This window comes from Terriglobus sp. YAF25 (genome assembly GCF_052113305.1).
Classification (GTDB): domain Bacteria; phylum Acidobacteriota; class Terriglobia; order Terriglobales; family Acidobacteriaceae; genus Terriglobus.
In genome coordinates this window covers 1-12,393 of record NZ_JBFRCY010000155.1, presented here as the reverse complement: position 1 = coordinate 12,393, position 12,393 = coordinate 1, and the positions used below count along the sequence as shown (strand labels likewise).

Below are 12,393 nucleotides of genomic sequence, written 5' to 3'. Positions count from 1 at the left end.
ATAGTGATCTGTGCCCTCTACGATGACTCCCAACAGATAGAGTTTGCCGCGGAGCTTCTCTCCAGTAGGCACGTCAACCTGCTTCAGCAGGTCCGTGAGAGGAACACCGGTGTAGGTTTCCTTCGCCTTGCTGTGCTCGTTGAAGACCTCTACAGACTTGTGCGGCATGGCTTTCAGGTCTTCCGGCGACACCTTCAGTACCTTGCCGGTCGGGCCGGTTACTGTCAGTGAGGTAGAGGGAGTGGTGGCTTCGTGCGCATGGGCCATTGCAGGCTGCTGCGTGGTCTGGGCTGCGGTCTCGGCGAAGACGGGCAAGGCGATGAAAACGCAGGCGAGAGCAAGGATGACTGGGCGCATAGCGGATACCAGCGTAACCCCCGTGTGGCATATACTCAAACCATGTCCATCGTCAGCAACGTCGCCGCGATTGCCAAAGGCATGAGCATCACCTTCAAGGAAATGCTGCAGCCCACCGAGGTAGAAAACTACCCCGACGGTCCCGGACCGATGCGCGGCGCTCAGTTCCAGGAGCGCTTCCGCGGCAAGCACCAGTTGCAGCGTGACGAGAACGGTCTGGAGAAGTGCGTGGCATGCTTCCTGTGCGCTGCCGCCTGCCCCTCTAACTGCATCTTTATCGAAGCGGCGGACAACACGGAGCAAAAGCGTATCAGCTCTTCGGAGCGGTACGCCAAGGTCTACAACATCGATTACAACCGTTGCATCTTCTGCGGGTACTGCGTTGAGGCGAGGAAGGACGCTCGAGCTTCTGGCAGAAGCACTATGACCTCGTGTTGATTGATGTGGAAGGTGAGCGCGGTATCGCCGAAGCTGAAGCGCTCTGTAGTGAGCTGAGGGCGGCGCAGCCTGAGCAGCTTATAGCCTTCGTGTGCAACTGGCGCGTGGCCCTGATGACGGATTGTCCCGATGAGATTCTGCGGACGGAGTTCGATCCGAAGAGCTTTGTAGAGGGTGTGAAAGAGATCATCAAGCCGAATTAGGCCGGCCATTGACTTTGATTTGTCATTTCGGAGCGAAGCGGAGAACTCGGTTTTCTCGATTTCATTGCCCAGGTGCCCCGCCTCGGGGCTCCAGAGAACTTATTCTCTGAAGTGGGCGCTCACGAAGTTGGGGTTGGTAAGGAATACCGAAGACGCCTAACTGGCCTCAAACTAGTGCTCCCGAACGCGAGAAGCAGAGTTCTTCGCTATCGCTTCACCCCAACCAGTGAAGCCGGCTGGGACCCCGAACGCCGCGAAATGACAAAGGGTAAGCTGCTATCGCTTATTCCATTCCATAGAAGGCGCCAAAGAACTTATAGATGGACCAGTGGTCTACCTTCGAACTCATCTCATAGGTTGCATGCATGCTGAGCAGTGGAATGCCTACGTCCAACACTTCCATATTGCGCGCCGAGAGGAAGCCTCCAATAGTGCCTCCTCCGCCGACTTCAACACGCGGTGTCTGCGTCTGCCAGGTGATGTTGTTCTTGTCGAGCAGCGCGATGATGCGGGCAGTGAATTCCGCGTTCGGATCGAAGCCTGCGCCGTAGCGCTTGATAGTTACGCCATAGCCGACGACCGCGGCGTTCGATGCTTCCGAGTTACCAGGAAAGAGGGGATTCACGCCGTCATTACAGTCGGCTGAGAGGACAGCGGCATTGCGCAGCGCGTGACGGACATCGAGTGCTGAAGCACCTTTCTTCTGCGCGTCCATCAGCTCCGTAAAGACGGTATCGAGGAACTGCGAGTTTGCGCCGGTGTTGTTGATGGAGCCGACCTCTTCGAAGTTGGTGACGTAGACCATCGCGGTCTTTTTCGGCGTGCCCTTCAGGTCGAAGATGCTGCGTGACGCCGCATAGCTGAGCGCTTTGTCATCCTGGCCCCAGCTTCCGGTCAGGCCATTGTCGATACCGACATCGGCCGGCTGAGTTGCTGGAACAAGCTCCAGCTCAGCGGCAACCAGATCCTCGTCCTTGATATTGAACTTCGTACGCAGGGYGGCCATGACCTGGTCGGCAACGGAGTTCTTCTCGCTGGGAATCGAACCGGCCACCGGATTCATCTCCTCACCTGCGAGGACGGTGGTGTAGGTGCGTGTGCGGAGCAATGAGTCGGAGTGAGGCGCGGCGTCGGCGATCACGAAGACAGGATCGCCAGGAGCAAAGCCGATATTTACCTGCAGGTGCCGGCCATCTGTGGCGTCGATGCGGCCGACCAGTGCCAGTGGAAGATTCGACCACTGGTACTTTTTGATGCCGCCGTAGAGCGTGGTCTTCAGTAGCGCAACCGAGCCTGGAGCTCCGACGACCGGACGAGACTTCAGGTTCAGGTGTGGAGAGTCCTGATGAGTCGCGACGATGCGTGTGCCCGTTTCTACCGAGTCGGAGCCGATGACGGCAAAGACGACGGAGCGGTCGCGATTGTCGAAGATGAGCTTGGCGCCAGGCTTGATCTGTGAGGGAGACGTGAACTCGGTGAACCCTGCTGCTTTGGCCAGACGAAGGAACTCCGCCGTCGAGAGGCCGGCGCTCTTGGCGTGCCGCAGGTAGTCCTTGTAGGGGGCGGCAAAAGCGAAGACGTCGGACTTCTGCTGGGGCGTAAGCGTCAGCCAGGCGGACTTGGCGGCGACCTTGCCGTCCGGGTTCAACGGGGTCTCCTGCGCGGCGAGGGGAAGCGTGGCCACGGACGCAAAAGCAGCGGCTATGGCCGCGAAGGCTACGGTGCGAACCAGGAATTTCACCATGGCGGAAGAATAAACCGAAAAGGGTGGTTTTCCTGCAATTCAATGCACTTAGCCGCCGTTGACTGCTGCCATGGCTTGTCTGGAGGCGGATGGCGTGGTACAAACAATACATTCAAGCTAGCCCGCAAGGGCAAGCGCGAATTTCATGAAGAGTGGTTGAGGGACGAGCCCTGTGACACCACGACAACCGGACAGAACAAAGGCGTACCGGTGTCAACTCTCTCCTGGCGACAGGGAACATGAGATTCGGAGTAGGAAAGTTGCAAGTTCCCACCCCGCGCCTCCTCGTTCCTGAGTTAAGAGCGCCAATCAGAGAGACAGTCACACGTAAAGCCCTCCTCCACATGGAGAGCAAGGCCCTATGTCTTCCGGTGCGTGTGCGCCCTACGATCTGAAGTGCAAAGAGTGCGGCAAGAGCTATGGCAACCAGCCGCTTTCTGTCTGCGATGAGTGCTTTTCGCCGCTTGAGGTCTTTTACGACCTGGATGTGGTGAAGGGCAGCGTGACCCGGGAGTCCATCGCTGCCGGGCCGGCAAGCATCTGGCGCTATCGTGCGCTGCTTCCTATTCCTGAAGGCTTCCAGCCCGATCTCCCGGTTGGCTTCACCCCGCTGGTCAAGGCCAACAATCTGGGCAAGCGTCTCGGCGCTTCCGACATCTACGTGAAGAACGATGCCGTCTGCTTCCCGACGCTGAGCTTTAAGGACCGTGTCGTCGCCGTGGCGCTGGCCAATGCCCGCTACTTCGGGTTTGACACCGTCGGCGCCAGCTCGACCGGTAACCTGGCAAACTCAGTGGCAGCGCAGGCCGCCCGCCTGGGCTTGAAGAGCTGCATCCTGATTCCGGCGGACCTTGAGCCGGCAAAGATTCTGAATACGCTGATCTATGGCGCGCGGCTGGTGCGCATTGACGGCAACTATGACCATGTTAACCGTCTGTGCTCGTTGATCGCCGACCAGTACAGCTGGGGCTTCGTCAACGTGAACCTGCGGCCTTACTACGCTGAGGGTTCGAAGACGATGGGCTATGAGATCGCCGAGCAGCTCGGCTGGCGTTTGCCCGACAACGTCGTGGTGCCGATGGCCGGCGGTTCGCTAATCCGCAAGATCAAGAAGGCCTTCGACGAGCTGGTGTATCTCGGCATCGTTGAGGCAAAGCACGTGAAGTTCTTCGGAGCGCAGGCTACGGGCTGCTCGCCGATTACCCACGCGGTGAAGAACAATCTTGAGCGTCACGAGCCGCAGAAACCGAACACTATCGCCCGTTCGTTGGCGATCGGCAACCCGGCGGACGGCCCATACGCGGCTCGTCTAATCCGCGATACCGGCGGGTGGGGCGAAGATGTCTCCGACGTCGAAGTCGTCGCCGGCATTCAGGAGCTGGCAGAGACCGAAGGTATCTTCACGGAGACGGCAGGCGGCGTAACCACTGCGGTGACCGCGAAACTCTTCGCACAGGGCCGCATCGGTAAGGACGAGACCACGGTGGTCTGCATCACGGGCAACGGCTTGAAGACGACGGATGTGCTGCAGGGCCGCTATGACATCGGACGCGCGGTGAAGCCGCGGCTGGCCGAGTTCGACGCTTATCTACGGGAGCTGGATGGTTTGCCCGCGGAAGAGGCCGAGCTGGTGGCTCAGTAATGCTGAGCTAAGGCTCAGTTCGCTGAGCTGTGGCTCAGGTGGACGAGAAACAGAAAGAGCAGGGAAGATTCAAATGTCAATCAAAGTACTTTTGCCGACTGCCTTTGTCCGCCACACTGATGGCGTGAAGAAGGTTGATTCCGCTGCCACCAACCTGCCGGGCCTGGTCGACGACCTGGGCGTGAAGTTCCCGGCGCTGGGAGCGCATATCAAGGACGAGCAGGGCAAGCTGCGCCCGTTCATCAACGTCTACGTGAACGATGAGGACATCCGCTTTCTGGGCGGCGAGACGCATACCTTTGAGGACGGAGATGAGATTATGCTGATTCCGTCTATCGCCGGTGGGTGTGTGTAGGAATTCGTTCTCTGCATGAAGTAAGAAAGCCCGCCGTCCGGCGGGCTTTTGCTTTTGTTGAGGATGACTACGGATAAGGAAACAGTCGCGCGGAGCGCGATAGAGCGAACGAAGTTCGTTGGGGATCCAACCCTTGCGCTTCGCGAAAGAATGGGGCAACGAGAATGTGCTTGCGTCGTAGTTTGGTGGCGGTGCGAAAGCGGGTCCTTCGCATTCGCTCAGGATGACAGGCGAAGAGACTACACTACAGCGACCGAAGCCGTCTGCAGGCCTCATCCAACGCATCGTCCTTCTTTGCGTAGCAGAAGCGCAGCAGGTTCTCTCCTTTGCCTGCACGGAAGAATGCTGAACCAGCCACGGCAGCTACGCCAACCTGCTTGAGCAGGTTGCGCGCCTTCTCCTTGGAGGTGGAGCCCTCCACGCGGGTGACATCGGCGAGGATGTAGTACGCTCCCTGCGGGACCGTTGGCGTGAGCCCTGCATCTGCAAGCGCGGCTACCGTCTTGTCACGCTTGGCGACATACTCGGTCTGCATCTCGGTGTAGAAGCTGTCGGGAAGGTCGCACAGGCCTGCGGCCACACCATGCTGCAGCGGCGCCGGAGCGGAGATAAAGAGCAGGTCGTGGAAGTAGGCGATGGATGGGGTCCAGCGCTTACTGGCATGCAGGTAGCCGAGACGCCAGCCGGTGACAGAGAAGGTCTTTGAGAAGCCGGCGATGGTGATCGTTCGCTCCGCCATGCCGGGCAGTGTCGCCGGGGAGATATGCTCGTGACCGTCGTAGAGGAAGTATTCGTAGATCTCGTCGGTGATGACGAAGAGATCGGCATCGATCGCGATGGTCGCCAGGGCTTCCAGTTCCGTGCGGGTGAAGACCTTGCCTGACGGATTACCGGGCGTATTGACCAGAATGGCGCGTGTCTTCGGCGTGATGGCGTTTGCCAAAGCTTCGGGATCGAAGTCCCAGCGAGGCGCGGTCAACGGAACGATGACTGGCTTCAGATTCAGGCCCAGCAGCATGTTGACGTGGTAGCCGTAGAAGGGCTCGAAGACGATCACCTCATCGCCTGGATCAAACAACGCCATGCACGTCGCCAGCATGGCTCCGGTGGTTCYGGTCGTGACCAGGATCTCGCCATCGGGATCGGCGGTAATGGCGTTGTAGTGCGCAAACTTACGCGCGATGGCATGGCGCAGCGAATCAATGCCGTCCATACGCGCATAGATATTGAAGCCATTGCGCATGGCGTTGACGGCGCCCTCAATGACTGGATGCGGCGGGTCCGTATCGCAGACGCCCTGGGACATATTGATGCCATCGATGGCGTTGCATGCGATGGTCATGGCGCGGATCTCAGATTGGACGATCGAGGGAGCCAGTTTACTAAGTCGTAGGGCGGATGTAGTGGAAGCAGTCGGCATCGAAGACACTCCTACTGATGTGCCTTCGATGATAGCAATTGCGTAGGATGTGTCATCAAACTCCTGTCGCCAGCGTTGCGAGCGCAAATTTGTCCAGACGAGGCGAAGGCCTGTGGCGGGTCCACAGTCGAGGACGACAACGCACGGGCGAATTTGCGCCGCAACCGGAGGGCCGGGGCAGATTTTCTTCACCCCAGCCAGAAAAGCTGACCGGGGTCCCCGATTCCCGATCTCTTCGTCACTCGTCGTCTCAGTGGACTAGCTACAGTTCTCTCCTCACCCTCGACTCGTAAAAATCTGCTCCCGGCGCTGACGGTACGAGTTTGATGACACACCCTCAAGCCATTTGTCACGTTCTAAACCCGGTGTGTCAGCAGAAGTACCAACACAATCAGGACGATCAGGCCGAGGCCGCCACTCGGGTAATAGCCCCAGCCACGGCTATAGGGCCATGCTGGAAATGCGCCGAACATCAGGAGAAGCAGAACGATCAGAAGAATCAGCATAAAAAACCTCCATGAAGATCGATGAGGTAGATGCCGAACATGCGCATTTGGGCTGCCCTGGCGTATATCTCGCTAAATACAGGTAGCTAAAGCAACAAAAATGCCTCTATGGGACTCTTACTTCCCGCGAATGCCGCGCAATAGTGCGGATTTTTGACGACGAAAGGGAGGACACAACAATGTTTCTGGTTCTGGCAATCATCCTGGTTCTTGCGTGGCTTGGTGGATTTACGCTAATGCACGTCTCCGGATTCTTGATCCATCTATTGCTGATCTTTGCGGTGATCTCGCTGATCATGCACTTCATCGGCGGGTCGCGTAAGGCGGTATAAAAGCGCATCCGGTAAAGCATTTTTTCCTGTAGGTGTAGTGTAGGGCTTCTGCATCTATGGGCGTTTTCCTCAATGAAAACGCCGCTGCACACCACTTACGGGCGACCCAGCAACAGGGAAAATGCTCTAAAGAAGAAGGCCGGGCGCTTGCCCGGCCTTCTTGCTTCGCTTATTGAGGCTTACTGGTGGGTGACGACCGGCTGAACGGTCTCGGTAAGCGGGACCCCAAGGGCATCCGGTGTCTCTTCCTTCAGATCCGGAAGCTTGCCTTCCAGGGCGATCTGCAGCACCTCATCCATGTTCTCGACAAAATGCATCTTCATGCTGTTCTTCAGCAGGTCGGGCAGGTCGGCGAGGTCCTTCCGGTTATCCGCCGGGAGGATCGCTTCAAAGATGCCGGCGCGATGTGCGGCCAGCAGCTTCTCTTTCAGGCCACCGATCGCGAGCACCTTGCCGCGCAGCGTGACCTCTCCCGTCATGGCGACGTCCCGGCGTACCGGAATCTTCGTCAGGGCAGAGGAGAGTGCCGTTGCCAGCGTAATGCCGGCCGACGGGCCATCCTTGGGGATGGCGCCTTCGGGCACGTGCACGTGGATGTCGATGTTGCGATAGAAGTCCTTGCTGAGGCCCAGGTGATGCGCCCGCGAACGAACATAGCTGAGGGCCGCCTGTGCCGACTCCTGCATGACGTCGCCGAGCTGACCGGTGGTGGTCAGCTTACCCTTGCCGTCCAGGACCTGTACTTCGGTCTGCAAAATGCTGCCGCCAACCTCGGTCCAGGCAAGACCGGTGACCAGGCCAACCTCGCTCTTCTCCTGTACCTGCAGATAGTGATCCTGGAAGCTGTTGTTCTGCTCCGGATCGAGGACTTCGAGCATGGCCGAAGCGGGATCGCCGCGGAAGTCAGACGCCATCTTATCGATCTCGTCGAGCATGATGACCGGGTTCTTCGTTCCGGCCTTCTTCATCGACTGAATGATCTGGCCGGGAAGGGCGCCGATATAGGTACGGCGGTGACCACGAATCTCAGCCTCATCGCGTACGCCACCCAGAGACATACGAACAAACTTGCGTCCGGTGGCTTTTGCGATTGACATGCCGAGCGATGTCTTACCGACACCCGGAGGTCCGACAAAGCAAAGGATCGAGCCCTTCGGATTCTTCACAAGCTGACGCACAGCCAGGAACTCGAGAATGCGGTCCTTGATCTTATCCAGTCCGTAGTGATCCTGGTTGAGGACCTTCTCCGCATGCTCGATGGAGCGGATCTCCTTGGACTTCTTCTTCCACGGCACAGCGAGCAGCCAGTCAAGGTAGTTGCGCGAAACAGTCGACTCGGCGGACATCGGCGGCATGGCTTCAAGCTTCTTGAGCTCTTGCGTCGCCTTATCGAAGGCTTCCTTCGGCATGCCTGCGGCTTCGATCTTTTTCTTCAGATCATCGAACTCGCTCTTCTCGCCGCGGCCCAGCTCCTTCTGAATCGCCTTGATCTTCTCGTTGAGGTAGTACTCTTTCTGGGCGCGCTCCATCTGGCGCTTCACGCGCGACTGGATGGTGCGGTCCATGTTCAGCTTTTCGATCGCGGTCTCGAGGGTGTCGGCGACGCGCGACAGACGCAACTCCGGTGCGAAGACCTCCAGCAACTCCTGCTTCTCATCGATGCGAAGCTGCAGGTTGGCTGCGATCATATCGGCCAGCTTGGCGGGCTCATCTAGGCGAACGCTGGCGGCCATGGTCTCGTAGTTCAGTGACTGCTGCAGCTTGACGTACTGTTCGAAGAGCGAGTGCACCTTCTGCACCAGGCCTTCTACCTGCGGAGTCATTTCAAGCTGTGTGCGGCCGGTGCGCAGCGTGGCGACGAAGAAGCCGTCTTCGTCATTGAGTTCGGTGGCGCGGGCGCGTTCAATGCCTTCTACCAGCACCTTGATGTTGCCATCAGGCATCTTGACGCTTTGCACGATGTTGCCGATGGTGCCTACCTGGTAGATATCGTCGGCGCTGGGATCGTCTACCGTGGCTTGCCAGGCACGTTATACATCAGATCGAGCATCAGCTCTTCCAGGATCATGCGCAAACCGCGGGCGCCGACCTTGCGGGCAAGAGCCTCCCGCGCAATGGACTGTGCCGCCTCGGCGGTGAAGGTTACCTTGACGCCCTCGTACTCAAACAGCTTGGAGTACTGCTTCAGAATGGCGTTGCGCGGCTTGGTCAGAATTTCGATCAGTGCTGCTTCGTCCAGCTCGTCCAGAATGCCAAGCACCGGCAGACGACCGATGAACTCGGGAATCAGTCCGTACTTCAGCAGATCCTGCGGTTCAGCCTGACGCAGCAGCTCGGTATCACGCTGCGCGCGGATCGGTGTAATGTCGCCGGCAGGCGTCTCCGGCTCGGTCAACGTCTTGAAGCCAAGGGCTTTCTTGCCTACGCGGCGTGCGATGACACGCTCTAGACCGACGAATGCTCCGCCGCAGATGAACAGGATATTCGTGGTGTCGACCGCGGTGAACTCCTGATGCGGATGCTTGCGTCCCCCCTGCGGGGGAACGTTGGCAACGGTGCCTTCCAGAATCTTGAGCAGCGCCTGCTGAACACCCTCGCCCGAAACATCGCGGGTGATGGAGGGGTTTTCGTCCTTGCGGCCGATCTTGTCGATCTCATCAATGTAGATAATGCCGCTCTGGGCACGCGCTACGTCACCGTCCGCCGCCTGCAGCAGCTTCAGGATGATGTTCTCAACATCTTCACCCACGTATCCGGCTTCGGTCAGCGTAGTCGCATCCACGATAGCGAAGGGAACATCCAGCATCTTCGCCAGGGTCTGCGCAAGCAGCGTCTTGCCGGAACCGGTAGGGCCTACGAGCAGGATGTTGGACTTCTGCAGTTCAACATCGTTGCCGCGCGTCCGGTTCATCTGAATGCGCTTGTAGTGGTTGTAGACAGCGACTGCAAGCTTTTTCTTGGTAAGGTCCTGGCCGATGACATACTCATCGAGAAAGGCCTTTACTTCATGGGGCTTGGGCAGGTGCGCTGGAGCTGCGCCTTGCTGCTTTTCACCACGGTCGTCCTCGAGGATGGAGTTGCAGACCGCAACACACTCATCGCAGATATACGCGCGGGGATAGTCAGAAGGAGAAGAGATCAGCTTGGCGACTGCGTCCTGCGACTTATGGCAGAACGAGCAACGTAGGGATTCGTCTGAGCCCCGTGATGTTTTCATCGGTAAGGCTACTCCTGGTTACAACGGGACGTGCTGGGGAACTTGTTGTCAGTTTACACCCGTTTCGCATGTCCCTTTGGAAACGGGTATCGACCTTATTTCCCATAACCAAAATGGGAAAAACGCCCGGGACGTCTCCCCGGGCGTCTCACTTTACGCCGATTGGGTTTGCATTTCAAATCAACCGCGAGTGCGATCAATAATATCGTCGATCAGACCATAATCCTTGGCCTGCTGGGCGCTCATGGTGAAGTCACGGTCAGTGTCGCGCTCGATCTGCTCGAAGGTCTGACCTGTGTGGCTTGCCATGATGGTATTCATGCGCTCACGCAGACGAAGAATCTCGCGGGCATGGATGTCGATCTCCGTCGCCTGCCCCTGAATACCATGGCCCATGATGAGCGGCTGGTGGATCAGGATGCGAGAGTTGGGCAGAGCAAAACGCTTGCCCTTGCTGCCGGCCATCAGAAGAAATGCGCCCATGCTGGCTGCCATGCCGATGCACAGAGTCTGCACATCGTTCTTGATGTACTGCATCGTGTCGTAAATCGCCATGCCGGCGCTGACTGAGCCGCCGGGCGAGTTGATGTACAGCATGATGTCCTTCTCCGGGTCTTCGCCAGAGAGGAACAGCAACTGCGCAATGATGACATTCGCGATCTGATCGTCGATCGGCGTCCCCAGGAAGATGATGTTGTCGCGGAGCAGACGACTGTAAATGTCATAGGCGCGTTCGCCACGACTCGTCTGCTCAATCACCATGGGTACAAGTCCCATACTTCTCCTCTTCTCTACCTGTAGTGGCGCCAGGGGCGCGGGTTGATTGCCTACGAAGCCAGCTTGTCGTAGAGCACGTTCCCAGTCTTTTCGCGACGAAGTTGTTCCCGGATTCTATTGAGGCCGCCATCGTACAAACGACTCCGGAACGGGGAATTCAAACTTTGCGATCAGCTCTTCGACCAGCTTCTCCTTGGCCTCGTTCTCGAGCGCGTGCTTCTTGCGATCGGCAGCATGCTCACGGAGTTTGCTGATGAACTCATCCCAGGTCTCGTAGTCGCCAAGCTGCTTGGCCAGATCATCGTTCTGCTCCGGCAGTGTCTTCTTTTTGATGGCCTTGACCTTGACGTCATAGCTGACGGTCTTACCGGCGAGGCGGGGCTCACCGAAGTCGGCAGGGTATTCGACTTCAAGAACCAGCTCGTCGCCCGGCTTCTTGCCCTGCAGTGCATCACTGAAGGCAGGAAGCGTGTTCTTGCCACCGAGCTCTACCGGTACATCTTCACCGGTGATCGGCTCTGACGGAGTTACGTTCTCCAGACCCTCTTCGCCGACTGTCTGTGCCAACGGCTTGATCTCGCCGGTGAAGCTGATCTCGGCCAGGTCACCAGTCGTCAGGGTACGGTCGTCCGTAACCGGCTCAATGGTTGCCTGCGAGTCCAGAGCGCGATCGAGCTCAGACTGATATTCCTCTTCGGTCAGCTCAACGGACGGCTTGGCTACCTTTACAGAGTCGTAGCCGGTGATGTCGATCTCGGGCAGCACTTCAAAGGCAGCCTTGAACTTCAGTGGCTGACCCTCGAACAGGGTCAGCTCAACGATCTGCGGCTGCGAGACCGGGTTGACGTTCTGCTCTTCAAGCGCGAGACGGAAGCGCTCGCTGACAAGCTGCTCCATGACCTCCTGGCGAACGTCCTGGGCAAACTTGCGTTTGATGACGTTGGCAGGAACCTTGCCCGGACGGAAGCCCGGAATGCGAGCCTGCTTCTGGAACTTGCGGACAACCTTATCGAATGCAGCGTCAACAACCTCGACCGGCGCTTCCACCGAGATCTCGCGCGTGAGATCGGGATTCAGCACCGGGCCATGATCATGATGATGGTGCGCATGGTCGTGATCGTGATCATGGTCGTGGGTATGATCGTGCGCTGCAGCTTCGGTGCTCGGGGTCTCGCTCTGAGGCGTCTCCGCCGCGTTCAACTCGTTGGTCTCAGTAGGGGTCAAAACAGTGCCTTCCAGGGTTTGAAAATCTCCGTCGCGGCGCCGGGTCAGAGGACCACTCGACGCGCAGAAACGACTCTCTCTATCCTAGAGCATTTTTCCTGTTGCTGGGTATCCCGGGAGGAGCGTGCAGCGGCGTTTTCCATTGCGGAAAACGCCCATAGATGCACAAGCCCCGCAC

10 protein-coding genes, 3 pseudogenes and 1 riboswitch are annotated in these 12,393 nt (G+C 58.2%); of the genes and pseudogenes, 5 read left to right on the top strand and 8 right to left on the bottom strand.

Translation table 11 applies throughout. The features are described from left to right. Positions 1-357 (bottom strand): annotated as a pseudogene (locus AB4043_RS08515) (hypothetical protein); the annotation flags it as partial. Between the two features lie 42 nt (positions 358-399). On the opposite strand from AB4043_RS08515, the pseudogene AB4043_RS08510 reads away from it, so the two are divergent. Continuing rightward, positions 400-747, top strand: a pseudogene (locus AB4043_RS08510) (NuoI/complex I 23 kDa subunit family protein); the annotation flags it as partial. A 41-nt stretch (positions 748-788) separates the two neighbouring features. Then, on the top strand, positions 789-998 hold the full coding sequence (locus AB4043_RS08505) for a hypothetical protein (RefSeq protein ID WP_442306854.1): 210 nt from the start codon (positions 789-791) through the stop codon (positions 996-998). A gap of 283 nt (positions 999-1,281) precedes the next feature. Here the strand turns inward: AB4043_RS08505 and AB4043_RS08500 are convergent, their stop codons facing one another. Further along, positions 1,282-2,742: a peptidase M18 gene (locus AB4043_RS08500; RefSeq protein ID WP_442306853.1), complete on the bottom strand. Its 1,461-nt coding sequence runs from the start codon at positions 2,740-2,742 to the stop codon at positions 1,282-1,284. Between the two features lie 140 nt (positions 2,743-2,882). After that, positions 2,883-2,988: riboswitch (SAM riboswitch) on the top strand. Positions 2,989-3,103: 115 nt separating this feature from the next. Here AB4043_RS08500 and thrC point away from each other — a divergent pair. After that, a complete protein-coding gene (thrC, locus tag AB4043_RS08495; RefSeq protein WP_442299190.1) occupies positions 3,104-4,384 on the top strand; it encodes a threonine synthase in 1,281 nt (426 codons plus the stop codon). A 73-nt stretch (positions 4,385-4,457) separates the two neighbouring features. After that, positions 4,458-4,739, top strand: coding sequence for a MoaD/ThiS family protein (locus AB4043_RS08490; RefSeq protein WP_147647950.1), 282 nt, complete (start codon positions 4,458-4,460; stop codon positions 4,737-4,739). A 244-nt stretch (positions 4,740-4,983) separates the two neighbouring features. Here AB4043_RS08490 and AB4043_RS08485 read toward each other — a convergent pair whose 3' ends face one another. Beyond that, a complete protein-coding gene (locus AB4043_RS08485) occupies positions 4,984-6,159 on the bottom strand; it encodes a pyridoxal phosphate-dependent aminotransferase (RefSeq protein ID WP_442306852.1) in 1,176 nt (391 codons plus the stop codon). A gap of 356 nt (positions 6,160-6,515) precedes the next feature. Further along, a complete protein-coding gene (locus AB4043_RS08480; protein ID WP_442299192.1) occupies positions 6,516-6,665 on the bottom strand; it encodes a DUF3309 domain-containing protein in 150 nt (49 codons plus the stop codon). Positions 6,666-6,844: 179 nt separating this feature from the next. On the opposite strand from AB4043_RS08480, the gene AB4043_RS08475 reads away from it, so the two are divergent. Then, positions 6,845-6,997, top strand: a complete 153-nt coding sequence (locus AB4043_RS08475) for a lmo0937 family membrane protein (RefSeq protein ID WP_442299193.1) — start codon at positions 6,845-6,847, stop codon at positions 6,995-6,997. 179 nt (positions 6,998-7,176) lie between these two features. Here the strand turns inward: AB4043_RS08475 and AB4043_RS08470 are convergent. From AB4043_RS08470 to tig, 4 genes and pseudogenes are all read right to left on the bottom strand, one after another. Beyond that, positions 7,177-9,015 (bottom strand): annotated as a pseudogene (locus AB4043_RS08470) (endopeptidase La); the annotation flags it as partial. Further along, complete coding sequence (gene clpX / locus AB4043_RS08465; protein ID WP_442306851.1) at positions 9,006-10,214, bottom strand: ATP-dependent Clp protease ATP-binding subunit ClpX; 1,209 nt, start codon at positions 10,212-10,214, stop codon at positions 9,006-9,008. The pseudogene AB4043_RS08470 and the gene clpX, both read right to left, overlap by 10 nt. A gap of 180 nt (positions 10,215-10,394) precedes the next feature. Further along, positions 10,395-10,991 carry an ATP-dependent Clp endopeptidase proteolytic subunit ClpP gene (gene clpP / locus AB4043_RS08460; protein ID WP_147647957.1) on the bottom strand — a complete coding sequence of 199 codons (597 nt, stop codon included), beginning with the start codon at positions 10,989-10,991 and terminating at the stop codon, positions 10,395-10,397. A 114-nt stretch (positions 10,992-11,105) separates the two neighbouring features. Beyond that, the gene (gene tig / locus AB4043_RS08455) at positions 11,106-12,215 is read right to left on the bottom strand and encodes a trigger factor (protein WP_442306850.1); all 1,110 of its coding nucleotides are present in this window, start codon (positions 12,213-12,215) and stop codon (positions 11,106-11,108) included. Positions 12,216-12,393 lie beyond the last annotated feature (178 nt).

Excerpts from the sequence above, each read along its gene's own strand:
- thrC (WP_442299190.1), top strand. The coding sequence starts at position 3,104 with ATGTCTTCCGGTGCGTGTGCGCCCTACGATCTGAAGTGCAAAGAGTGC.
- AB4043_RS08490 (WP_147647950.1), top strand. The coding sequence starts at position 4,458 with ATGTCAATCAAAGTACTTTTGCCGACTGCCTTTGTCCGCCACACTGAT.
- AB4043_RS08480 (WP_442299192.1), bottom strand. The coding sequence starts at position 6,665 with ATGCTGATTCTTCTGATCGTTCTGCTTCTCCTGATGTTCGGCGCATTT.
- AB4043_RS08475 (WP_442299193.1), top strand. The coding sequence starts at position 6,845 with ATGTTTCTGGTTCTGGCAATCATCCTGGTTCTTGCGTGGCTTGGTGGA.
- clpX (WP_442306851.1), bottom strand. The coding sequence starts at position 10,214 with ATGAAAACATCACGGGGCTCAGACGAATCCCTACGTTGCTCGTTCTGC.
- clpP (WP_147647957.1), bottom strand. The coding sequence starts at position 10,991 with ATGGGACTTGTACCCATGGTGATTGAGCAGACGAGTCGTGGCGAACGC.